Here is a 22,581-nt window from a genome sequence, read left to right as displayed (position 1 = left end):
GTCCGTTGGGTTACGAAATCTGTCCGGGCCGCGAGGCCGTCGCCGTGACCAGATCCCGCAGCCGCTCGACGTACAGCCGCATGTGCTTGGCGGCCACGTCGGTGTCCGGGTAGCGGCTCGCCACCCACAGGCCGTCGTGCAGCCGGGTGACCCACACGCACACCTGGTCGCCGTACGAAACCCGCAGCAGCCCGTACGCCTTCTGCCCGGCCCACCGCGCGGCGCCCGGGATGCCGCGGGCGTCCAGGAACGAGACGATCGAGTACAGGTCGGGGGAGGGCGGCCGGAAGTCCGCGCCGAGCAGCTTCAGCACCCGGGCGAGCGGCATGCGCGCGAGCGGCCGGTTGGCCTGCAGCTCGGCCCGCACGGCCCGCAGCGTGCTGGGCAGGTCGGGCGTGCCGGCCACGGGCACCTCGATCGGGGCGCCGCCCACGAACCAGCCCACCGAGCCGCTCCAGCGGGACTTCACCCGGGTGTGGAACGGCACCACCGTCCGGTACACGGACTGCCCGCCGAGTTCGTGGACGATCAGACCGGTGGCCGCCAGCAGACCGACCAGGCTGCCGCCGTGAGGCCGGCAGTACGCCTCGAACGCGGCGGCCGAGTCCGCGTCCGCGAGCGGCTCGCAGATCATCTTCTGCGGCGGCAGCGGACCACCGGGTCCGAGGCCGAGGTCGACGGGGAAGCCCGGCAGCGTTCCGTCGCACCGCCGGACGAACTCCCGCCAGCGCGCCACGATCTCGTGGCCGCCGTCGATGCGGTCGGCGTCCGCCCGCTCCAGCTCGCAGAAGTCGACGTAACTCGCGGCCGGGGTGCGCACCACGGGCCCGCGCCCCCGCAGGCTCGCCGCGTACAGCTCGTGGATCTCGGCGGGGATGCCGTGCAGGGAGTAGGCGTCCACGTTGCTGTGGTCGAAGGCCATGTACACGCTGGTCGAGTCGTCCCGGACGACCGCCGTGTAGATGAGGTTCGGCCAGCGCAGGGCGTCCGCGACGGTGTCGAAGCGGTCCTGGAGGTGCCGGGCCAGGGCGTCCGCGTCACCGAAGTCGCCGACCGTCTCGCGCCGCAGGGACACGTCACCCGCGTCGAGGGTGAACCGGCGCAGCCGGTCGTCCGCCCAGCGGAAGCCGCTGCGCAGCGTCTCGTGCCGCAGCGTCCAGGCCCGCAGGGACTCCTGGAGCACGTCGAGGTCGACCCGGCCCGGCAGGTCGAAGGCCGTACCGATCCAGGTCGGCACGAACAGCCCGCCGTCCCGTACGGACCTGGCCGTTCTGATGTGCGACTCCTGGATGTAGGCCGGCGGCCGGGAGTCCTCCGGCAGCCCCTCCGCCGTGGCGACGGTGGCCGGACTCAGCGTCCACTCGACGAGCCGTCCCGGCCGGACCTCGCAGCGCTGGATGTCAGTGATTCGCACGCGTCTCCGATCGCAGAAGGGGGCCCTGTGATGTGGGCCCCCTTCAAGGGAATGCCGTCGGACGCGGCCGGGACATGCCCGACCGGGGCATTTCAACGGAACGGATGGCGGGGCGAACGTGGAAGTGAATAACCCACGGTGACCGGGCCGGGGTTCATTCGACGGTGATCGAGTTCAGCTTCTCCCGCAGGTACACGTGCGAGTCGACGGGCGGGTACGCCACCCGGCCCACCGGCGCCGGCACGGACTCCACCAGTGTGCCCGGGGTGCACTCGCCGAAGTACACCAGCGACATCAGCTCCTCGCCGGGCGCGTCGGCGGGCGGCGGCAGCACCCGGTGCCGCCCCGACCGCCACCGGTCGCCGGTCCACCGGGCCATCAGGTCACCGATGTTGATGGTGAAGGCCGCCGGATCGTAGGGCGCGTCCTCCCACCCGGCACCTCCTTCGGCCGGGTCCGTGTAGACCTGCAGGCCGCCTTTCCCCGCCTGCCGGTCGAGAATGGTGACGGTCCCGAAGTCGGTGTGCGGCCCGATCCGGAACTGCCCGGGCTCGGGCTCTCCGACGACCTCGGTCCCCGGGTACCAGTTGATGTTGAAGCCGTACGTCGGACGGTCCATGTGCCGGGAGAAGAAGTCGGGTTCGAGCCCGAGGGCGTACCCCAGCAGCGACAGCAGTTCCTTCTCCAGCCCGGCCATCCTGGTCAGGTACTCCTCGCACAGCGGGCGAAGCCCGGGGATCTCGGCCGGCCACACGTTCGGCGCGTACCACTCGGCGTTGACGACCGGGTCCTCGTACGGCTCGTGCGTGGCGAAGGTCAGCGACTCCTTCAGGTCGGGCGGGGTCTCGGTGCCCTCCGCGTACGCGTTGGCCTCGGCGCCCGGACCCAGCCAGCCGCGCCCGCCGACCCTGGCCTCGTACCGCCGCTTGGCCTCTGGTGGCAGCAGGAAGAAGTCCCGGGCGGCCGCACGGATCCGGGCGCGCAGCTCCGGCTCCACGCCGTGCCCGGTGACCAGCAGGAACCCGGCGGTCCTGAGGGCCTGGTCGACGGTGAGGGCGAGGGCCGCCCGGGCCTCGGCGTCGCCGTCCAGCCAGGGGCGGAGGTCGATGGTGGGAATCCGCGGTTCAGTCACCGATGTCCTCGTTCCACAGAGCCGGGTTGTCCTTGACGAAGGCACGCATCACGGCGACACACTCGGGGTCGTCCAGCAGCACGATCTCCACGCCGTGTCCGGCGAGCCAGTCGTGACCGCCGTGGAAGGTGGTCGCCTCGCCGATGACCACCCGCGAGATCCCGAACTGGCGGACCAGACCGCTGCAGTACCAGCAGGGGGAGAGGGTGGTCACCATGGTCGTGCCGCGGTACGTGCGCTGCCGTCCCGCGGCGCGGAACGCCGCCGTCTCCGCGTGCATCGAGGGGTCGTCGTCCTGGACGCGGCGGTTGTGGCCGCGGCCCAGCAGTGTGCCGTCGGGGCCGTAGAGGGCGGCGCCGATCGGGATGCCGCCCTCGGCGAGTCCGGCGCGGGCCTCGGCGACGGCGGTGGCGAGCCAGGCGCGGGCCTGTTGCTGATCCATGTCCTCACCCTTCCCCGGTGAGGGTGCCCGGACAACCCGCGGCGCCCGCGTCCGGGTGTCCCGAACCGCCTCTGTACCCTGGCCCGATCACATCGCGCGGGAGGGAACGTCCATGGTCGCTGCCCCGGTTCTGGAGGAGCTGCGGGAGGTCTGCCAGCCGCACGCCAAGCTGGCGAGCCGCAACGGGGAGCACTGGGCGGGCCGGCTGTACATGCGCAGGATCTCGCTGCGGTTCACCCGGCAGCTGGTGCGCACCCCGGTCACCCCGGACCAGCTGACCTGGACCATGGTGGTCTGCGGCATCGCCTCCGGCGCGGCCCTTCTGATCCCCGGCCCGACCGGGGCGGTCCTGGCCGTCGTCCTCATGCAGCTGTTCCTCCTCTTCGACTGCGTCGACGGCGAGGTCGCACGCTGGAAGGGGCAGAACAGCGCGACCGGCATCTACGTGGACCGGCTCGGGGCCTACCTCGCGGACGCGGCGCTGATGGTGGGGATCGGGTTCCGGGCGGCTCAGAACGGCCTCGGCGGCTGGCTCTCGCTCGGCATCGCCACCGCGCTCGGGGTGGTCCTGCTGAAGGCCTCGACCGACCTGGTGGACGTGGCCCGGGCCCGGCGCGGGCTCGGGGTGGCCGACGACGAGTCGACCCGGCCGCGGTCGCAGGGCGTGGCCACGGTGCGGCGGCTGGCGGCGGCCTTCAGGATCCACCGCGTGACGAACGGCATCGAGGCGTCCCTGGTCCTGCTGGCGGCGGCACTCGGCGACCTGGCCATGGGCGGGGTCGAGGTGACCCGTTGGGCGCTGGTCGCACTGGCCGCGATCACCTGGCTGATGGTCCCGGCCCACCTGCTGTCGATCCTGGCGTCGTCGCGGCTGCGTTAACGCATTGCTGGGGTGATCGCGTCGGAGTAGCGTGCCACCGACCGCAATGATCGATTCGGCACGTCCAGGCCGCCGTCACCCCTGGGTGCACGCAGCGCACTTGCCGCTCACCGGTCGTACGCCCGCAGGTGAGGCAGCCGTTGTCGCCGGACACGACATTCGACCTGTGAACGGGGAACTCCATGAAGAAGCGTTTGGTGGGCAAGTTCGTCGCGGCGGCACTCCTCGCCCCGGCGTTGGCCTTCGCGGGTACGGGGCAGGCGCTCGCCGCCGACCACGCCGTCACCTGGAAGAGCAAGAGCAACGGCGAGTACCTGGCCTACTTCAACGGCAAGGTCCGTACGACCTCCGCCACCGGGGCGAGCATGAAGTGGGACGAGAACAAGCAGTCCGACGGCGCCTTCACCATGAAGCACGACCTCACCGGGAAGTGCCTCGACAGCAACAGCAACGGCGCCGTCTACGTGGGTGCGTGCAACGGCGGCGACTACCAGAGGTGGTACGAGAGCAACGACGCCTCGGGCTGGCACCTGCAGAACAAGGCGACCGGGCGCACCCTCGGGCTGGCGCTCAGCGGGGCCGTCGTCACCGCTCCTGACGCGGGCACCCCGCGCCAGCGCTGGAGCTGATCCGCGGTTCGCTGCGTCGAGCAGGCCGGGCCGGTCCGCATCCGTTCGCGACGGGGGCGGGCCGGCCCGGCCGCTTCATGTGCGCCCGTACGGCTCTCGGTTCGGCTCCGCGGCGACCGACCGCCAGATCCTCTCGGGCAGGATCACCGCCGCCTCGTCGAGGTCGACGTCGTCCACGCCGGAGAGCCAGCGGCGGGAGATTCCGATCACCGGGCCGAGGATCAGCGATTCGATCAACGCCGGTGGCAGCGGGGCGAGTTCGCCGGAGGCGACGTACGTCCGGGCCCAGGCCGCGAGGGGGGAGAGGCGGGCCTCCTGGGCGTCGCGCAGGCGCCGGCCGTCGGCCATGCCCGCGCGGTCGGCGTAGGAGGAGTGCAGGAGCAGGGCGGCCTCCCGGTGCTCCTGGACGAAGCCCAGGTAGGCCGTGACCAGCGCCCGGATGCCGGTGTGGGCGGTGCGGGTGCCCCGCAGGGCTTCGACCAGTTCGTCCAGCAGCCGCCCCAGCCAGCGCAGCAGCAGCGCGTTCAGCAGGCCGTCGATGCTGCCGAAGTGGTGGTAGAGGCTGCCGAGGCTGACCCCGCTCGCCTTGGTGACGGCACCGACCGTCAGGCCCTGGTCGCCTGCCTCGGCGTACACGCGCAGGGCGGCGTCGAGGAGCTGCTCGGCGGTGGCTTCCCCACGCTGTTGTTTGCGGCTCATTCTGGAATACTTTTCTAGAAACTTATTTCAGAACAGTGTACTGCCCGGTAGGAACTGCCTGGTGGGCCGCGGCTCGTACGCTCGCTGAACTCAGGGGGAGAGACGTGAACGGGGAACAGAACGGGGTCGAGCCGCTGGAGGACGGCGATCCCCGGCGGATCGGACCGATCCCGCTGCTCGGCCGGCTCGGAGCGGGCGGCATGGGGCGGGTCTACCTGGGCGTGCACGAGGGCCGGTACGCGGCCGTCAAACAGGTGCTGCCCTCGGTGGTGGGCGAGGACAAGGACTTCGTACGGCGCTTCGGGCACGAGCTGGACAACCTCTCCCGGCTGCCCGCGGGAGCGACCGCGCCGCTGCTCGCGGGTGACCGGGCCGCCCGGCCGCCGTGGTTCGCCACCGCGTACGTGCCCGGGCTGACCCTGCGCGAGGCCGTCGAGGTGCACGGCGGGCCGCTGCCGCCCGGGGCGCTGTGGCTGCTGCTGCGGGAGGCCGCGGCGGGGCTGGCCGCGGTGCACGAGCTGGACATGGTGCACCGGGACGTCAAGCCGTCGAACGTCATGCTGACCCTGGAGGGTGTCACCCTCATCGACTTCGGTGTGGCCCGGGCCGCCGAGCAGAGCCAGCTGACCCGGACCGGCATGGTGGTGGGCACTCCCGCCTACATGTCTCCCGAACAGGCTTCGGGGGCGAGGCGTCCGACCGGCGCGGTGGACGTGTTCGCACTGGGTTCGGTGATCGCGTTCGCGGGCAGCGGCCGGCCGCCCTTCGGTGACGAGTCCGGGCACGGCGTGCTGTACCGGATCGTGCACGAGCAGCCCGACCTGGAGGAACTGAGGGCGGCCGACGCGGAGTTGGCCGCAGTCGTCGCGTCCTGCCTGGACAAGGATCCCGAGGGCCGGCCCACCGCCGCCGAACTCGTCGAACTGGCCGCCGACCGAGGCCCGTCGGAGCCCCCGCTGTGGCCCGGGTCCGTCACCGAACGGCTGACCGCCCGGGCGGCGTTCGCGGCGCGGGTGCCGGAGGCGACGGTGGCGGATCCTGAACCCGAGCCGGCGCCGGAGGCCGAGCCGGAGCCCGAGGTGGTCGTACGGCCCGACGGGAAGCAGCGGCCGGCCGAGCCCCGCGAACGGCGCCGCAGGCGCGTCCTGTTGGCGGTCGTGCCGGCCGTGGTCGTCGTGGGTACGGCGACCCTGGCCTTCCAGCTCCTGCCGTACGCCACCGGCTCCGACCGGAAGGACACCGCGGGCACCCCCGGGGCGTCCGCCTCCGCGTCGGCCGATCCGGCGCCCGGCCGGTCCTCCGCGGGCCCGTCGGACAGCGGGAAGCCGGGCGGGAAGGGGTCGGCTTCTCCCGCGGGCAGGAAGAAGCGGGACAAGGGGGGTTCCGGTGGCGGCAGGGATGCCTCAGGTGCCCCGGGCGCCTCGGGGGATTCCGGAGGCTCGGGTCCGGCGGGCGGTGGCAGCGGCGGCACCGGCGGTGACCAGGGATCCGGCTCGGGCGGCTCGTCCGGCGGCTCCTCCGGCGGTTCTTCGGGCGGCTCCTCCTCCGGCGGTTCCTCCTCCGGAGGGACCTCCACGTCCAGCCCCGGCACGGGCTCCTTCCGGCTCGAGAACGGCGAGAACGGCAAGTGCCTGATCCAGGTCTACGGTTCCACGGGCCTCGGTGACTGCTCGGACTCGTCCGCCAAGTGGACCTTCCGCAGTGCCTCCGGCGGCAGCGTCAAGGTCATCAACGTGTCGACCGGCGCCTGCCTGAGCGCCAACGGCAACGGCCAGGCCGTCTTCGTCGGCGACTGCTCCCAGAGCAGCAGCCTGCGCCTGTGGAAGACGGGCTCCGGCAACTCCCTGCGCACCGTCTACGACGGCGGCTGCCTCGACCTCGCCTTCGGCGGCGGGGTGGCCGAGGCGACCTGCCGGTCGGGGGCCGCCTCCCAGAGCTGGGCGAGGACGTGAGGCGGGACGCCTAGGCGTGCACGCGGAGCAGCAGCTTCCCCGTGCTCGTCCGGGTGCCCATCAGCCGGTGTGCCCCGGCCGCGTCCGCCAGCGGGAACTCGGCCGTGACCGGCAGGGACACCGTGCCGTCGACCACCTTGGCGAAGGCCTGTTCGGACAGGCGGCGCAGCTCGGCCGGGGCCGTCCGCGCGAGGGTCAGGATGGAGAACCCGGACACCGAGATGCCGAGCGGGTACAGCTCGGGCTGGCCCACGGTCCACGGCTCGGCGGAGCCGGCGTTGCCGAAGGAGACCAGGCGGCCGAAGGGAGCGAGGGAGGCGAGGCCCGCGCGCAGGGTTTCGCCGCCGACGGGGTCCAGGACCAGGTCGACGCCACGGCCGCCGGTGGCCTGCCGCACCGGGTCCTGGAAGGCGCCGACGAACACCTCGTCGTAGCCGTGCTCCTTGGCGTGGGCGACCTTCGCCGCCGAGGACACCACGCCGTACACCGCCCCGGCCCCCGCCGCGCGGGCCAGCCGGCCGGCCACCGTGCCGACCCCGCCCGCCGCTCCCTGGACGAGGACCGTCTCGCCGGGCTGGAGGCGGCCGACCGTGTGGATCAGGGCGTAGGCCGTCGGCAGGACCGTCGGGAGCGTGGCCGCCGTGCGCAGGTCCACGCCCGCGGGGAGCGGGAAGACGGTGGTCGTGCCGGCCACGGCCACCTCGGCGTACGCCCCGCCCTCGGTCAGTGCCGCCACCTCCTGGCCGACGGCCAGTCCGGTGACACCCGCGCCGAGTGCGCGGATCCGGCCGGAGACCTCCAGGCCGGGGACGTACGGCAGCCGCGGCACCCGGTAGCCCTCAGCGCGGGCCTTCAGGTCGGCGAAGTTCACGCCCGTGTAGGCCACGTCGATGCTCACCTGGCCGGGGCCGGGCTCGGGCACCTCGGCCGTCACCGCCCTCAGCACCTCGGGACCGCCGTACTCCTGGAACTCGACCGCGCGCATGCCGTACCTCCGGCTCGGGAGAGTGTTCAATGAAAAGCGAACACTCGTGAGTGTATGATTTTCATCGAACACTCGGCAAGTGCCCGCCCTCGAGGCGTGCGAGCGGGACCCGGCAGCAGGGAGGACGGCATGGCCGCGAGCAGTCACCGCGCCGCCCCGGAGCACACCCACCCCGACGACGTGCCCGTCCTCACCGCGCTCGCCGCCCTCGCCGACCCCGTGCGCCTCGCCCTGGTCAGGGAGTTGGCCGGCTCCGCCGAGTGGTCCCGCAGCTGCGGCAGCTTCGACGTGCCGGTCGGCAAGGCCGCCCTCAGTCACCACTTCGCGGTGCTGCGCGGCGCGGGTCTCGTCGAGCAGCGGGACGAGGGGCCCAAGCGGGTCAACCGGCTGCGCCGGGCGGAGTTCGACGTGCGCTTCCCGGGACTGCTCGACCTCGTCCTGCACACCCCGGCCCCGGGTAACTGACGTACCGTCACTTTCGTCGCGTCACCCTTCGGGCGGCTTCGAGGACTGCGAGGTCCAGTGGCTGCTCATCCGGCAACGGCTTCCGGGTGCACATCGCCGTTCCAGGGCTGTTGCCCCGCGTTGGCCAACTCGCCGTGATCCGGACATATGGTCCGGTGGCCCCCCCCGAACGGTCTTGAGGGCCAGGGAACAGCGCGAGCTGGTCACCTCGGCGCAGTCGGGTCTGGCCGCCCTGAGGGCGTCCGGCCTGCGCCCATCGGCACCGCCGATGCCCCCATCGGCAGGACGCCCCACCAGCCCGTGGACCGGTACCGGCGGCCGCTCGTAGCTTCCGGGCATGATCTCAGAGCACAAGGGCACGGCCCAGCTGACCACCGCGATGATGCTGTCCGGCACCCTCGGCGTCTTCGTCGTCGAATCGGGCGCCTCGCCCTTCGACGTCGTCTTCTTCCGCGTCCTGTTCGGCGCCCTCGCCCTCGGCGGCTACGTCGTCGCGCGCGGCTGGCTGCGGGACCACGGCTTCACCCCGCGCACCCTCGGACTCGCCGTACTGGGCGGGGTGTTCATCGTCTTCAACTGGGTGCTGCTGTTCCAGTCGTACGAGAACACGTCCATCTCCGTGGCCACCGTGGTCTACCACACGCAGCCCTTCTACGTGGTCCTCCTCGGCGCCCTCCTCTTCCGGGAACGGCTCACCGCCGCCCGCGTCGGCTGGATCGCCGTCGCCTTCGCGGGCCTGATCCTGGTCTCCGGCGTGACCCCCGCCGACTTCACCGGCGGCGGCGCCTACCTCACCGGCATCGGCCAGGCGTTGCTCGCGGCCCTCCTCTACGGCCTGTCCACCCTGGTCACCAAGCGGATCACCGGCGTGCGCCCGCATCTGATCGCCCTCGTCCAGGTCCTGGTCGGCATCCCGCTGCTGCTCCCGTTCGCCGACTTCGGCGCGATGGCCGGCACGGGCTGGGACTGGGGCTGGCTGATCGGGCTCGGCCTCATCCACACCGGCGTGATGTACGTGCTCATGTACGCCGCCTACGCCCAGCTGCCGACCGCGAAGATCGCCGTACTCGCCTTCGTCTACCCGGCCGTGGCGATGCTGACGGACTGGGCGGTGTACGGCCACCACATCGGCCTCGTCCAGGCGCTGGGCGTCCCGCTGATCGTGACGGCGAGCCTGAAGGTCACCCTTGCTCGGCCACGAGCCGCCGCGCCTGCTCCACGAACAGCCGCGCATGAGCCGGAAGCCGCTTCCCGGACCGCCACGCCAGCTGCGTGCGAAGCGTGAACGGAGGCTCCCAGCCGAGCCCTACCAGGGAGCCCTCCGCGAGTTCGGCGGCGACCGTCACCTCGGGCAGCAGTGCCGTCCCGAGGCCGGCCGCCGCCGCGCGTTTGGTGGCCTCGATCGTGCCGAACTCCATGAACTCCACCGGCTTCAGCGCGGTCAGCTCCCGCTCGAACAGGTCCCGGTAGGCGCAGCCGGGCTCGGTGGCCAGCAGGGCCTGCCCGGTCAGGTCGGCCGTCGTGACCGGCCGTCCGGCCAGCGGGTGTCCGGGCGCCGCCACCAGTGCCAGCGGCTCCACCGCGAGCACCGCGCTCTCCAGACCCGGATGCTCGGTCTCCTCCTCCATCAGGAAACCGACGTCGTACGTCCCCTGCCGCAGCGCCCGCCGGGTCTCGTCGCCGATGGTGGTCCGCAGGGCGAGCCGCACCTTCGGGTGGCGGTGGTGGAAGTACTCCAGCAGCGGGGGCAGCCGGTAGGAGGTCAGGGACTCCATGGTGCCGACCGTGAGGGTGCCGGACGGCTCCTCGGCACCGGTGACGGCCGCCCGGGCCTCCTCGGCCAGCTCGATGATCTGCCGGGCGTAGGGCAGCAGCCGCCCGCCCGCCTCGGTGAGCCTGATGCGGCTGCCGAGCCGGTCGAACAGCTCGACGCCCAGGTCGGACTCCAGGGTGCGGATCTGGCTCGTCACGCTGGACTGCGCGTACGACAGTTCGGCCGCCGCACGGGTGAAGCTCAGGACCGTGGCGACCTTCTCGAAGGTGACGAGCAGCCGGAGTTCCATGTGTCAGTCGCTCTTCGGGTCGTCCTTGTCGAGGGACTTGAGGAACTCGGGGTTGTCGTCGGGGGCGACCCAGGCGGCGGCGCCGCGGTGTCGCCCCGGAAAGGGGGACGGAGCGGAGCCCGCCTCGGGGGCGCGCCGCACCTTGCCGGTGACCAGCCAGGCGACCGGGCCCACCAGCACCTCACCGAACAGCAGGATGATGATCACCCACACCACCTTCGGCAGATGGCGCACCTCTTCCTCGGGGGTGTTCAGACAGTCCACGAAGGCGTAGATCCACAACGCCAGGACCAGCAGGAACGGCAGATACCTGAGCATCGGTGTGCGCTCTTTCCGACAGGTGAGTGGGCCCCGGTGGCGGGCCCAGGTTAGCGGGTGACAGATACTGGGACACATGGCTTACGACGATCTTCGCTCCCTGCTCAGGGCGCTGGAGCGCGAGGGAGACCTCAAGCGCATCAAGGCCGAGGTCGACCCGTATCTGGAGGTCGGGGAGATCGTCGACCGGGTGCAGAAGTCCGGGGGACCGGCGCTGCTCTTCGAGAACGTGAAGGGCTCGGCGATGCCCCTCGCGATGAACGTCTTCGGGACCGACCGGCGGCTGCTGAAGGCGCTGGGCCTGAAGTCGTACGGCGAGATCTCCGAGAAGATCGGCGGGCTGCTGCGGCCCGAGCTGCCGCACGGGTTCGTGGGCGTGCGCGAGGCGTTCGGGAAGCTGGGCGCGATGGCGCACGTGCCGCCGAAGAAGGTGAAGGAAGCGCCCGCACAGGAAGTCGTCCTGCGCGGCGACGACGTGGACCTCGACCGGCTCCCGGCCCTGTTCACCTGGCCGAAGGACGGCGGCTCCTTCTTCAACCTGGGGCTCACCCACACCAAGGACCCGGAGACCGGGATCCGCAACCTCGGGCTCTACCGCCTCCAGCGGCACGACAAGCGCACCATCGGCATGCACTGGCAGATCCACAAGGACAGCCGGAACCACTACCAGGTGGCGGCCCGGCGCGGCGAGCGCCTCCCGGTGGCGATCGCCTTCGGCTGCCCCCCGGCGGTCACCTACGCCTCCACCGCGCCCCTCCCCGGCGACATCGACGAGTACCTCTTCGCGGGGTTCATCGCGGGCAAGCGCATCGAGATGGTCGACTGCAAGACGGTCCCGCTCCAGGTCCCCGCGAACGCCGAGGTCGTCCTGGAGGGCTGGCTGGAGCCCGGCGAGATGCTCCCCGAGGGCCCCTTCGGCGACCACACCGGCTTCTACACTCCGCAGGAGCCGTTCCCGGCGCTGAAGATCGACTGTGTGACGATGCGGAAGCGCCCGCTGCTCCAGTCGATCGTGGTGGGCAGGCCCCCGACGGAGGACGGCCCGCTCGGCCGCGCCACGGAACGCTTCTTCCTGCCCCTGCTGAAGATCATCGTCCCGGACATCGTGGACTACCACCTGCCCGAGGCCGGCGGCTTCCACAACTGCGCGATCGTCTCGATCGACAAGAAGTACCCGAAGCACGCGCAGAAGGTCATGCACGCGATCTGGGGGGCCCACATGATGTCCCTCACCAAGCTGATCGTGGTCGTCGACTCCGACTGCGACGTGCACGACCTGCACGAGGTCGCCTGGCGGGCCCTCGGCAACACCGACTACGCCCGTGACCTGACCGTCGCGGAAGGCCCCGTCGACCACCTCGACCACGCCTCCTACCAGCAGTTCTGGGGCGGCAAGGCGGGCATCGACGCGACGAAGAAGTGGCCCGAGGAGGGCTACACGCGCGACGGCGGATGGCCGGACATGGTGGAGTCCGACCCGGATACGGCGGCCCTGGTGGACCGCCGCTGGAAGGAGTACGGCCTGTGAGCAGCGCCTCCGCGGCACTCCCGCAGCCGGGACGCACCAAGGCGTTCCTGCGCCTGGTGATGATCGAGCACTCGGTCTTCGCGCTCCCCTTCGCCTACATCGCCGCCCTCACCGCGATGTTCCAGTGGGACCGGAACATCCACTGGGCACGGCTCCTCCTCGTCACGGTCTGCATGGTCGGCCTGCGCACCTTCGCCATGGCGGTCAACCGGATCATCGACCGCGAGATCGACGCCCGGAACCCGCGGACGGCACACCGCGAGCTGGTGACCGGCGCGATGTCGGTGAAGCACGCCTGGACCGGCGCCCTGATCGCCCTGGCGGTCTTCCTCGGCGCGGCCGCCCTGCTGAACCCGCTCTGCCTGGCCCTGGCCCCCATCGCGGTGATCCCGATGGTGGTCTACCCGTACGGGAAGCGGTTCACGAACTTCCCGCAGGCCATCCTGGGCCTCGCCCAGGCGATGGGCCCGGTCGGCGGCTGGCTCGCGATCACCGGCGAGTGGTCCTGGGACGCGGTGATCCTGGGCCTCGCCGTCGGCATCTGGATCGGCGGCTTCGACCTGATCTACGCCTGCCAGGACGTCGAGACCGACCGCGAGATCGGCGTCATGTCGGTCCCGGCCCGCTTCGGCATCCCGGCGGCGATCCGGGGCGCACGCGCGTGCCACGCCGTCACCACGGCCCTGTTCGTCTGGTACGCCCTGAGCACCCACGCCGGCGCCTTCTTCTGGCTGGGCCTGGTGATCGTCGCGGCCGCCTTCGGATACGAGCACCGCATCGTCCGCCCGCATGACCTGTCCCGTCTGAACAGGGCGTTCTTCAGCGTCAACGGTTTCATCGGCATTGCCCTGTTCGTGTGCGCGCTGCTGGATCTTCTGGTTCGAGGGCTGACTGTCTGAGTACGGTGCGGTGCCGCGGGTGGCCCGGCCTGAGCACCATTTCGTCCGCCGGTACGCTCAAGGTGTGAACGCAGGAAATACGCAGCGCGCGCCTTGGATCGTGGGGGTGTCCGGAGCTTCCGGGACGCCGTATGCCGCTGCCGTGCTGCGGGCGCTGCTGGACGCCGGGGAGGCCGTGGACCTGGTGGTCAGCCGGGCCTCGCGGCTGACGCTGCTGGACGAGACGGGGATCTCGTTCCGGGACGCGCACTGGCAGGAGGACCTGCGGGAATGGCTGGCCCGGGGCGCCGACGGCAAGCCCGGGACCTTCGACGTGGACGTCAGCGCGGTGCGGTACTGGAGCGCGGGGGATCTCGCGGCTGGGCCGTCCTCGGGGTCGTACCCGGCGAAGGGGATGCTCATCGTGCCCGCCTCGACCGCCTGTGTCGCCGGTGTCGCCCTCGGGCTGTCCAAGGATCTGCTGCAGCGCACGGCGAGCGTCACACTGAAGGAGCGCCGGCCGCTGGTCGTGGCCGTACGGGAGACCCCCTTGAACGGTCAGACCCTGCGGCACCTGGTCGCACTCGACGACGCGGGGGCGAGTGTGGTGCCGGCCTCGCCCGCCTTCTACGCGGGCGCGACCCACATCCAGGATCTGGTGGACTTCGTCGCCGGGCGGGTGCTGGACGCGGCGGGCGTCGGGCACGGTCTGTACCGGCGCTGGAAGGGCGAACTGGGCGGCGGTTCAGCGGCCCGTTAGCCGAGCAAGTCGCAGTACCTCTCATCACTTCAGGAACGTCAGAACTTTTCCAGGGGAAGGCTTCGATCGCATGGACGCGGTGGACAGGCAGCTCATCCAGGCCCTGAGGGAGAACGGCCGGGCCTCCTACGCGGAGCTGGGACGCCTCGTCGGCCTGTCGGGACCCAGCGTCACCGACCGCATCAACCGGCTGGAGGCGGCCGGTGTCATCACCGGTTACCGCGCCACCGTGAACGCGGCCTCCCTCGGCCTCGGCGTGACCGCCCTGATCGGCATCTCGCTGTCCGACGCCGCCGACCACGAAGACGTGGCCCAACGGCTGAAGGAACTCCCCGAGATCGAGGACTGCTGGTTCATCGCCGGCGACGACTCCTACATGCTCAAGGTGCGGGCGGCCGACGTGGACGGGCTGGAGCGGATCATCCGGCGGCTGAGCGGGACCAAGGGCGTCTCCCGCACCCGCACCACGATCGTGCTCTCCACCAAGTGGGAGAACCGGGTCGGGGAACTTCCCGAAGAGGTATAGGCGCGTTCAGCGCCGTGTGGGGGTACCGCCCGCCCGAAGGGTGGGGGAGCGTTCAGCGCCGTGTGGGGGTACCGCCCGCCCGAAGGGTGGGGGAGCGTTCAGCGCCGTGTGGGGGGTGCCGTCCGCCCGAAGGGCGGGGAGTACGGTTGGTCGGGCTGTCGAGGAAAGGTGTTGGCATGGACGTCGGGCTCAAGCGCGAGCTGGAGGAGAAGGTCCGCTCCGGTGAGCGGCTGACCCGCGAGGACGGCATCGCGCTGTACGAGTCGGACGACCTGGCCTGGCTCGGCGGTCTCGCGCACGAGGTGCGGACGAGGAAGAACGGCGACGTCGTCCACTTCAACGTCAACCGGCACCTCAACATGACCAACGTGTGCACGGCCTCCTGCGCCTACTGCTCCTTCCAGCGCAAGCCGGGCGAGAAGGACGCGTACACGATGCGCATCGAGGAGGCCGTCCGGCTCGCCAAGGCGATGGAGTCGGAGAACCTCACCGAACTGCACATCGTCAACGGCCTGCACCCCAACCTGCCGTGGCGCTACTACCCGCGCTCGCTGCGGGAGCTGAAGGCCGCCCTGCCGGACGTCTCGCTGAAGGCGTTCACGGCGACGGAGATCCACCACTTCGAGACCATCTCCGGGCTGTCCGCCTCCGAGATCCTCGACGAGCTGATCGACGCCGGTCTGGAGTCCCTGACCGGCGGCGGCGCGGAGATCTTCGACTGGGAGGTCCGCCAGCACATCGTGGACCACAGGACCCACTGGGAGGACTGGTCCCGCATCCACCGGCTGGCGCACGAGAAGGGTCTGAAGACCCCGTGCACCATGCTGTACGGGCACATCGAGGAGCCCCGCCACCGGGTCGACCACGTCCTGCGCCTGCGTGAGCTGCAGGACGAGACGAACGGCTTCCAGGTCTTCATCCCGCTGCGCTACCAGCACGACTTCGTGGACATGAAGGACGGCAAGGTACGCAACCGGCTGCAGGCCCGGACCCAGATGGCGACCGGCGCCGAGGCGCTGAAGACCTTCGCGGTCTCCCGGCTGCTCTTCGACAACGTGCCGCACGTCAAGGTCTTCTGGGTCATGCACGGCGTGCAGACGGCCCAGCTCGCCCTCCAGCACGGCGCCGACGACATGGACGGCTCGGTGGTCGAGTACAAGATCACGCACGACGCGGACAACTACGGCACCCCGAACAAGCTGACCCGCGACGACCTGCTGGACCTGATCCGCGACGCCGGCTTCCGCCCGGTGGAGCGCAACACGCGGTACGAGATCATCCGCGAGTACGACGGCCCGGACCCGCTGCGCCGGGAGTCGCCGCAGCCCATGCGGGTCTGAGCCGGTGACGCTGTCGTTCGAGCTGGACCCGGCCGTCTCGCCCGCACTCAGGGACGAGGTGCTCTCGCTGTGGGCGGACGTGTCCAACGCGGGCGGCTCGGTCGGCTTCGTGCCGCCGGTGACCACGGACGAGATACGCCCCGAGCTGGTCAGGCACCTCGTCGCGATGGCCGAGGGCCGCACCCGGCTGCTGGTGGGCCGGGACGGGACGGGCGCGGTCGTGGCGACCGCGTTCCTCACCTGCAACACGCACCGGCTGATGCGGCACTGGGTGTGGCTGTACACGGTGATGGTCCACCCCCGGCACCAGGGCAAGGGCTACGGCCGCGACCTCCTGGACGCCGCGGCCGACGCCGCCCGCGGCCTCGACGGCATCGAGGCCATCCGGCTCACCTGCCGGGGCGGCCTCGGCCTGGAGCGGTTCTACGGCTCCTGCGGCTACAAGGAGGTCGGCCGGATACCCGGCGCGATCCGGGTCGCGCCCGGCGACGACCGGGACGACGTCTTCATGCTGCTGCCGCTGCCCTGACCCCGCTGCAAGATCGGGTCCGCACCGTGCTTCACTGGACGGTGCCCCTGTTTGGAATCGGAAGAGTGGATTGAGATGCTCCGCTACACGCTGATGCGCCTCGGCATCTTCGCCGGCTGCTTCGTGGTCGTCTGGGGAGCCGTCTACTCCGGGATCTTCCCGCGCGGCTTCGGCGACTCCAACTTCCTGTGGGTCATGCTGCTCGCGCTGGTGCTCTCGGCGCCGATCAGCTTCGTGGTGCTGCGCAGGGAGCGGGACCGGGCCTCCGTGCAGATCGTGAACCGGGTCGACCGGATGAAGGCCAACCTGGATGCCAGCCGCAGCCAGGAGGACGTGGCGGACGACTCCGCGCGGGCGCAGGGCGGGGCAGCCACGCCCAACTGAGGCTTCTCGTCCGTCCGGTTCGGCGTGGTTTCGTGCCCACCTCAGACGAAGGCCGCCTTCAGACCAGTTCACAGTCTGCTCACCGAGTGCAGTTGGGCGAACTCGTCAGCGAGCATGCCCATCATGACGAGATCATGGTGTCGGCCGGCGAAGAACACGTGATCGCGGAGGCGGCCCTCTTCGGTGAATCCGAGCCGACGGTGGAGTGACAGCGATGCCTCGTTGTGGGCGAAGATCCGCGCCTGGCACCTGTGATAGCGCCGCTCGGCGAACATGAAGCGCAGCAACAGCACGACGGCTTCTACCGCGTAGCCCTTGCGCCAGTGGTCAGCACCGATGGTGACGCCGTACTCGAACCAGCCGGCACGAGGATCAGCGAGATGCGAGCCGACAGTGCCGACTATTTCTCCCGTGCCGACGGCCTCGACTGCCAACCGGAAGCAGTCACCGCCGGGCTGGGCACCGGCTTGCTCCCTCGCCCAGACGCGGTAGCCCTCGGCAGAACGAGGCGGCTGCAGCAGGTCTCCCAACCGCTCCTCGTCCGCGGTGAAGCGCATGAACGCCGCCCAGTCGTCGGGCTCGATACCGCGCAGGCGTACCCGTTTGCCGGTCCAGAACGACGTCATCCCCTATTTGATCACGCTGCCGCCCGGCGAGTTCCAGGCTTGCTGCCCCTGAGGCAGAAGGTCAGGCCGGTCCAGTGCTTGAGGGTACGGGCGTTCAGGCCGGCGGCGCAGAACCTGGGCCGACGCGGGGCATATGTCCGAGCAGGTGAGTCCTCTTGGCTCGACCTTTCCCCGCAGAGGATGTCGTGCTGCCGAGGTCGCGTTGGGTGTCCGTACGGCGATGCGGGGCTCGAATGCGTGACCCTTTCATCGTGGTGTCGTTGATCGGGTGACGGCGCCCCGAGCGGGAATCGGCGCCGCGCAGTCTGGCTGTTGCGTCTGGAGGGGGTGTCAGTCATGCAGGCTGACCAGACGCGGCGGTTTCGGGGGAAGAACAAGGCCCCGAAGTGGACCAAGCCCGACGACGGGACCGTGTCGGTGATGGTGCTGCCGCTGGCCGTCACTGACCCCGCCGACCTGGACCGGCTGGAGAAACTGTTTGGGTCGATGTGGTCGATCAAGCGGGCCGTCCAACGCGACGCCCGCGCCAAGGTCGATGCCTACTGGGCCGCCAAACACGAACGAGACCACGACGGCGCCAAGGCCGTAAGACAGCGCCTCGGCCTGTCCCGGGAGGCACTGGAGCGCTGCGCCTACCGGCACTTGGAGGACGCAGGCCACCTCAAGCACCACGCCACCAAGGCCCTGGTCATGCACATGGCTGACGAGGTGTGGAACGGTGTCTCCCGCCACCTGTTCGCAGACAACTCGGGGCGTCGGCTCGGGCGCCCGAAAGTGGGCCGATGGCACGACTTCACCCGCATCCCCGGGCGCGCCCGCTCCCACACCACCGCGAACAAGTGGGAGACCTTCCGTCTCGTCGGTACCCTCCAGGGCCACGCCTTGGCCTACGCCTCCGGCGGCCGGTACGAGTTGATGCAGCCGCACCGGATGCCCAAGCCGACCGCACCGACCGGCCGGGTGCCCACGGGCAAGTTAACCGTCTCGGCCAAGCCGGTCACGCGTAAGGCCACCTGGTGGGACCACACGGGTCCGCTCGCCGTCGTCTTTGCCGGAGGCTCCAACTCCAGTCGGGGTGACCTGGTACTCCCCGTCCGCGTCCCCCAGGGGCCGAAGCAGTACGCACGCGTGGAGTACTTCCTCAGCGATCCGGGATGCTGGCACAAGGTGGACCTTGTACGCCGCCGGAAGGCATCCGCGCCGGGCGGCTGGTCGTACGAGGCGCACCTGATGATCCTGGGCCCCGGATACGTCTCCCCGACCGTGCGGGAGATGCGCCGAACGGCCGCCGAGCTGGACCGGATCGGCGGCGTGGATGGCAACGTATCCAACCTGTCGATTGTGTCCTTCCCTGCCTCCCTGGACCCCGCCGACGGGTGTCCGAAGTCCTCCGAAGTCGTGTTGACCGAGGAGGAACGGGTGCGGCTGGAGAAGGAGGCGAATAAGCGGCGGGGGCGTGCGCGGGCCCTGGAGCGCTCCCGCCGGGCCACCAACGCCGCCCAGTACGGCCTTTCCAAGCGGCAGGTCAAACGCGCCGAGCGCCGGGCCGCCAAGGGCCTCAAGCCCAAGACGGTGACAGTGCCGGGTGGTGCCCGCGACGCCCGGTCTAACGGGGTGCCGAAGCAGGCATTCCGCCGCGACCGGCTGTCCAACGGCTACCAGGAGCTGCGCGCCCGCCAGACCGAAGCCGCAGCCACCGCTGCCGAGTACCGGCGTCACCGCGCCCGAGCCGTAGCCCGCGACATCATCGCCGTCCACGGCCCCCACCTCACGGTGGAGGACTGCGACATCCGCACCTGGTACCGGCTATGGGGCAAGCGCCTCTCTCAGACCACGCCCGGCATGCTGATCTGTGCCCTGGAGATCGAATGCAAGGCCGCCGGTGGAAGGCTCGTGCGGGCCTCCACCTGGTCAACAGCCCTGTCCCAGCACTGTCTCTGTGGTGAACGCGTCACCAAGTCCCTGCGGGACCGGGAACACAAGTGCATCGCGTGCGGCCTGATCGGCAAGCGTGATCTCGTGTCCGCGGCGCTGGCCGCCTTCGTGGATCTGACCGACCCGGACGATCCCAGCACTGCCCGGCTGGACAGCGCCCGGTCGCGGCACGCACAGATCATCTTCTCTGAAGGGCTGGAAGAAGCCCTGCGTGAGTCAACCACACCGTGCCAGAGCGCCCCTCGGGGTGCCGGTCGCGTGGCAGTTCCGCGTCAGCGCGGGACCTCTGCTCACCGAACCGTCGGGAAGCGACTCCGAGCAACCCCGGATGAGACACGCCCCGTGCGTGACCACACCGGAAAGCCCGGGTATCGCCCCGCGTGCGGTCCCCAGCTCACCTTCTGGTGAAGTGCGGATCAAGTCTTAGGCTTGCCCTATGGGTGCCGTGAAGACCAAACGGATGCCGAGGGCGGTTCGGGAGCAGCAGATGCTCGATGCCGCCGTGCGGATCTTCGGCCAACGCGGCTACATGGCCGCCTCGATGGACGAGATAGCCGAGCTCGCGGGCGTGTCCAAGCCGCTGGTCTACCTGTACCTGAACTCGAAGGAAGACCTCTTCACCGCCTGCATCCGTCGTGAGGCCGATGCCCTCACCCAGGCCGTCCGGGCCGGGGTCCGCGCGGGGCTGCCCGCCGACCGCCAGCTGTGGGACGGGCTCCAGGCGTTCTTCGCGCACACCGCCGAGCACCCCGACGGCTGGTCCGTGCTGCACCTCCAGGCCCGCACCCACGGCGAGAGCTTCGCCGCCGAGGTCAGCGCGATGCGCGAGGAGATCGTCGCGTTCGTGACCCAGCTGATCGCGGAGGCGGCCCGTGCCGCCCACCGGGACCCCGACCTCCGTGACCACGAGGTCGCAGGCCTGGCCGAGGCCCTGGTCGGCGCCGCCGAGTCCCTCGCCGCCTGGGCGAACACCACGGACGGCGTCACCGCCAGGGAGGCCGCGTCCACCCTGATGAACTTCGCCTGGTCGGGTCTGGGCAACCTGATGCAGGGGCGTCCCTGGGTTCCGCCGCAGGACTAGGAGTTGTCGTCAAATGTCACGCCCACATCAGGAGCGCTGCGAGGGTGACGGCTGCCTGGTAGGACTCGGCGGTCTTGTCGTACCGGGTGGCGATGCCGCGCCATTGCTTCAGTCGGTTGAAGCAGCGTTCCACGACGTTGCGTCGCTTGTAGAGCTGCTTGTCGAATGCCGGCGGCCGCCCGCCACGACTGCCGCGCTTCAGCCTGTTGCGGACCTGATCGGCCCGTTCGGGGATCGTGTGGGCGATACCGCGCCGCCTGAGCCAGCTGCGGATGGCCCGGGAGCTGTAGCCCTTGTCGCCCAGGACGTGGGCGGGCCGCATACGAGGTCGTCCCGCACCGACTCGGGGCACCCGGATTGCTTCCATCACCGCGGTGAACTGGGTGCAGTCGTTGGTGTTCCCGCCGGTGAGGGTGAAGGCGAGCGGGCGGCCGGCTCCGTCGCAGGCGAGGTGGATTTTGCTGGTCAGGCCGCCACGGGACCGTCCGAGGGCCGGGCTGCGGGTCCCCCTTTTCGAGCTCCGGGGGCGTGCTGGTGGGCGCGGACGATGGTCGAGTCGACCGACACGAGCCAATCGATGTCCCCGGCCGCGTCCGCCCGGGCCTGGGCGGCCTTGAGCATCCGCTCGAAGGTGCCGTCCGCCGCCCACCGGCGGAAACGGGTGTGGAGCGTGGCCCACGACCCGTACCGCTCGGGCACATCCCGCCAGGCCGTCCCGGTCCGGAACTTCCACACGATCCCGTTGAGGACCCTTCGGTCGTCCAGCCTTTTCCGCCCCCGCAAGGACGCGGGCAGCAGCGGCCGGACGAACTCCCACTCGGCATCGGACAGTTCATGGCGACGTATCACCCGACCATGATCCACTATCCAAGATCATTTGAAGACACGTCCTAGGGGGTTTCGTTCGGTTCAGCCCGGGTCCGCGACGGCCGGCACGGCACCTCGCCGCGTTGTCGGACCACCCGGGTGCGCCCGGTACGCGGGTGCTCCTCCGCCTTGCGATGCACCGCACCGGACGCCGCGGCCTGATCCGACCTGATCCGAACGAAACCCCCTGGGCGCCGTCGGGGTCCGCGTCGTTGCCGGGTGCGGACAACCCCCATGCACCCCCACCCGGCAGCGGCGACGCACCCGTACGGCGCCTAGCTCACCTCCCCGGTCAGGTGCAGGCGGCCCCCGGCGCCCCTCAGCTCGAAACGGCCCGTGCCGTCCGCGCCGTACCTCACCGTCCCGGGCAGCAGTACCGGCGCCCGGAATTCGGCCCGGACCACGGTGGAGCCGCTCGTGCCGTGGGCGGCCAGGCTGCGGGCGACCGTCCACATGCCGTGCGCGACGGCCCGCGGGAAGCCGAAGAGGCGGGCGGCGATGGGGTGCAGGTGGATGGGGTTGCGGTCACCGGAGGCTGCGCCGTAGCGGCGGCCGACGTCCCCGGCGAGCCGCCACTCGGCCAGGACGGGCAGCGGGGCCGGGCGCTCGTCCCCGGACCGGCCGGGCCGGCCGGGTGTCCGGTGCCGGGCGAGGTAGGTGCTCCGCGACTCCCACACGGCGTCCCCGCCGGCCGACAGCTCGGTGACCACCGTGGCCTGCGTGCCGCGCCGGTGCGGGGCCAACCCTTCGATGTGGACGGCCAGTTCGTACTCCCGGGTGGCCGGCAGGGCGGTGCGGCGGACGATCTCGACCGAGGTGTGGACCAGGCCGAGCAGCGGCAGCGGGAAGTCCCGGCCGCTCATCAGGCGCATGGCCAGCGGGAAGCCGAGGACGTGCGGATAGGTGACGGGCAGTGCGTCCGTGCCGTCGGCCGAGCCGGTGGCGAAGCCGCACACCCGCTCGTACGCGGCCAGCCGGGCCAGGTCGATGCGCAGGCCGGGCAGCACCAGCCGGGTGCGCGGGAAGCCCGCTTCCGGGGACGGGCGCTTGAGGGGAGAGCGCAGCGCGCCCCGGGCCAGCAGCGGGGCCAGCGCGGGAGCGGCGGCCAGGGTGAAGCTCAGACGGCGGTCGGCCATGTCCAACTCCCG

Annotated in this window: 22 protein-coding genes and 2 pseudogenes; 14 read left to right on the top strand and 10 right to left on the bottom strand. The window is 71.0% G+C overall.

Annotated features, from left to right (window positions below):
* Positions 1 to 10 precede the first annotated feature (10 nt).
* The 3 genes from FB157_RS35765 to FB157_RS35755 form a co-directional block, all read right to left on the bottom strand.
* Positions 11 to 1,414 (bottom strand): condensation domain-containing protein, encoded by a 1,404-nt coding sequence (locus FB157_RS35765; RefSeq protein ID WP_145884879.1) that lies wholly within the window; start codon positions 1,412 to 1,414, stop codon positions 11 to 13.
* A 154-nt stretch (positions 1,415 to 1,568) separates the two neighbouring features.
* On the bottom strand, positions 1,569 to 2,546 hold the full coding sequence (locus FB157_RS35760; protein ID WP_145884878.1) for an isopenicillin N synthase family oxygenase: 978 nt from the start codon (positions 2,544 to 2,546) through the stop codon (positions 1,569 to 1,571).
* Positions 2,539 to 2,988 carry a nucleoside deaminase gene (locus FB157_RS35755; RefSeq protein WP_145884877.1) on the bottom strand — a complete coding sequence of 150 codons (450 nt, stop codon included), beginning with the start codon at positions 2,986 to 2,988 and terminating at the stop codon, positions 2,539 to 2,541. The genes FB157_RS35760 and FB157_RS35755 overlap by 8 nt, the downstream gene beginning before the upstream one ends.
* 112 nt (positions 2,989 to 3,100) lie before the next feature.
* Here FB157_RS35755 and FB157_RS35750 point away from each other — a divergent pair, with 112 nt between their 5' ends.
* The gene (locus FB157_RS35750; RefSeq protein WP_145884876.1) at positions 3,101 to 3,868 is read left to right on the top strand and encodes a CDP-alcohol phosphatidyltransferase family protein; all 768 of its coding nucleotides are present in this window, start codon (positions 3,101 to 3,103) and stop codon (positions 3,866 to 3,868) included.
* Positions 3,869 to 4,050: 182 nt separating this feature from the next.
* Complete coding sequence (locus FB157_RS35745; RefSeq protein ID WP_145884875.1) at positions 4,051 to 4,497, top strand: RICIN domain-containing protein; 447 nt, start codon at positions 4,051 to 4,053, stop codon at positions 4,495 to 4,497.
* Between the two features lie 75 nt (positions 4,498 to 4,572).
* Here the strand turns inward: FB157_RS35745 and FB157_RS35740 are convergent, their stop codons facing one another.
* Positions 4,573 to 5,196 (bottom strand): TetR/AcrR family transcriptional regulator, encoded by a 624-nt coding sequence (locus FB157_RS35740; protein ID WP_145884874.1) that lies wholly within the window; start codon positions 5,194 to 5,196, stop codon positions 4,573 to 4,575.
* Between the two features lie 104 nt (positions 5,197 to 5,300).
* On the opposite strand from FB157_RS35740, the gene FB157_RS35735 reads away from it, so the two are divergent.
* A complete protein-coding gene (locus tag FB157_RS35735) occupies positions 5,301 to 7,148 on the top strand; it encodes a serine/threonine-protein kinase (RefSeq protein ID WP_261386745.1) in 1,848 nt (615 codons plus the stop codon).
* 10 nt (positions 7,149 to 7,158) lie between these two features.
* Here FB157_RS35735 and FB157_RS35730 read toward each other — a convergent pair whose 3' ends face one another.
* On the bottom strand, positions 7,159 to 8,133 hold the full coding sequence (locus FB157_RS35730) for a zinc-binding dehydrogenase (protein WP_145884873.1): 975 nt from the start codon (positions 8,131 to 8,133) through the stop codon (positions 7,159 to 7,161).
* 129 nt (positions 8,134 to 8,262) lie between these two features.
* Between FB157_RS35730 and FB157_RS35725 the strand changes: the two genes are divergently transcribed.
* Positions 8,263 to 8,598: a helix-turn-helix transcriptional regulator gene (locus tag FB157_RS35725; protein WP_145884872.1), complete on the top strand. Its 336-nt coding sequence runs from the start codon at positions 8,263 to 8,265 to the stop codon at positions 8,596 to 8,598.
* Between the two features lie 337 nt (positions 8,599 to 8,935).
* Positions 8,936 to 9,883, top strand: a complete 948-nt coding sequence (locus FB157_RS35720) for a DMT family transporter (protein ID WP_145884871.1) — start codon at positions 8,936 to 8,938, stop codon at positions 9,881 to 9,883.
* Here the strand turns inward: FB157_RS35720 and FB157_RS35715 are convergent.
* Both FB157_RS35715 and FB157_RS35710 read right to left on the bottom strand, forming a co-directional pair.
* A complete protein-coding gene (locus tag FB157_RS35715) occupies positions 9,780 to 10,661 on the bottom strand; it encodes a LysR family transcriptional regulator (RefSeq protein WP_145884870.1) in 882 nt (293 codons plus the stop codon). The two genes, FB157_RS35720 and FB157_RS35715, sit on opposite strands and share 104 nt — an antisense overlap.
* A gap of 6 nt (positions 10,662 to 10,667) precedes the next feature.
* Positions 10,668 to 10,979, bottom strand: a pseudogene (locus tag FB157_RS35710) (PLD nuclease N-terminal domain-containing protein); the annotation flags it as partial.
* A gap of 76 nt (positions 10,980 to 11,055) precedes the next feature.
* On the opposite strand from FB157_RS35710, the gene FB157_RS35705 reads away from it, so the two are divergent.
* The 7 genes from FB157_RS35705 to FB157_RS35675 all read left to right on the top strand — a co-directional run bounded on the left by FB157_RS35705 (position 11,056) and on the right by FB157_RS35675 (position 16,924).
* A complete protein-coding gene (locus FB157_RS35705; protein ID WP_145884868.1) occupies positions 11,056 to 12,507 on the top strand; it encodes a menaquinone biosynthesis decarboxylase in 1,452 nt (483 codons plus the stop codon).
* Positions 12,504 to 13,406, top strand: a complete 903-nt coding sequence (gene mqnP / locus FB157_RS35700; protein WP_145884867.1) for a menaquinone biosynthesis prenyltransferase MqnP — start codon at positions 12,504 to 12,506, stop codon at positions 13,404 to 13,406. The genes FB157_RS35705 and mqnP overlap by 4 nt, the downstream gene beginning before the upstream one ends.
* Positions 13,407 to 13,470: 64 nt before the next feature.
* Entirely contained in the window at positions 13,471 to 14,145 is a 675-nt protein-coding gene (locus FB157_RS35695) for a UbiX family flavin prenyltransferase (RefSeq protein WP_145884866.1), read from the top strand.
* Positions 14,146 to 14,215: 70 nt separating this feature from the next.
* Positions 14,216 to 14,671 carry an Lrp/AsnC family transcriptional regulator gene (locus FB157_RS35690; RefSeq protein WP_066995366.1) on the top strand — a complete coding sequence of 152 codons (456 nt, stop codon included), beginning with the start codon at positions 14,216 to 14,218 and terminating at the stop codon, positions 14,669 to 14,671.
* Positions 14,672 to 14,847: 176 nt separating this feature from the next.
* On the top strand, positions 14,848 to 16,011 hold the full coding sequence (mqnE, locus tag FB157_RS35685) for an aminofutalosine synthase MqnE (RefSeq protein WP_145884865.1): 1,164 nt from the start codon (positions 14,848 to 14,850) through the stop codon (positions 16,009 to 16,011).
* A gap of 4 nt (positions 16,012 to 16,015) precedes the next feature.
* Positions 16,016 to 16,540: a GNAT family N-acetyltransferase gene (locus FB157_RS35680; RefSeq protein WP_145884864.1), complete on the top strand. Its 525-nt coding sequence runs from the start codon at positions 16,016 to 16,018 to the stop codon at positions 16,538 to 16,540.
* Between the two features lie 75 nt (positions 16,541 to 16,615).
* A complete protein-coding gene (locus FB157_RS35675; RefSeq protein ID WP_145884863.1) occupies positions 16,616 to 16,924 on the top strand; it encodes a DUF4229 domain-containing protein in 309 nt (102 codons plus the stop codon).
* 68 nt (positions 16,925 to 16,992) lie between these two features.
* Here FB157_RS35675 and FB157_RS35670 read toward each other — a convergent pair whose 3' ends face one another.
* Positions 16,993 to 17,550 carry a GNAT family N-acetyltransferase gene (locus FB157_RS35670; RefSeq protein ID WP_145884862.1) on the bottom strand — a complete coding sequence of 186 codons (558 nt, stop codon included), beginning with the start codon at positions 17,548 to 17,550 and terminating at the stop codon, positions 16,993 to 16,995.
* Between the two features lie 336 nt (positions 17,551 to 17,886).
* Here FB157_RS35670 and FB157_RS35665 point away from each other — a divergent pair, with 336 nt between their 5' ends.
* Both FB157_RS35665 and FB157_RS35660 read left to right on the top strand, forming a co-directional pair.
* Complete coding sequence (locus tag FB157_RS35665; protein WP_145884861.1) at positions 17,887 to 19,893, top strand: transposase; 2,007 nt, start codon at positions 17,887 to 17,889, stop codon at positions 19,891 to 19,893.
* Positions 19,894 to 19,921: 28 nt separating this feature from the next.
* On the top strand, positions 19,922 to 20,566 hold the full coding sequence (locus FB157_RS35660) for a TetR/AcrR family transcriptional regulator (RefSeq protein ID WP_145884860.1): 645 nt from the start codon (positions 19,922 to 19,924) through the stop codon (positions 20,564 to 20,566).
* A gap of 16 nt (positions 20,567 to 20,582) precedes the next feature.
* Here the strand turns inward: FB157_RS35660 and FB157_RS35655 are convergent.
* Together FB157_RS35655 and FB157_RS35650 are read right to left on the bottom strand one after the other, a co-directional pair.
* Positions 20,583 to 21,412: pseudogene (locus FB157_RS35655) on the bottom strand (IS5 family transposase).
* Positions 21,413 to 21,708: 296 nt separating this feature from the next.
* Complete coding sequence (locus tag FB157_RS35650) at positions 21,709 to 22,569, bottom strand: MaoC/PaaZ C-terminal domain-containing protein (RefSeq protein WP_145884859.1); 861 nt, start codon at positions 22,567 to 22,569, stop codon at positions 21,709 to 21,711.
* Between the last annotated feature and the right edge of the window lie 12 nt (positions 22,570 to 22,581).

It is taken from the genome of Streptomyces sp. BK340, assembly GCF_007827595.1.
Lineage (GTDB): Bacteria > Actinomycetota > Actinomycetes > Streptomycetales > Streptomycetaceae > Streptomyces.
This window is presented reverse-complemented; position numbering and strand designations above follow the sequence as displayed.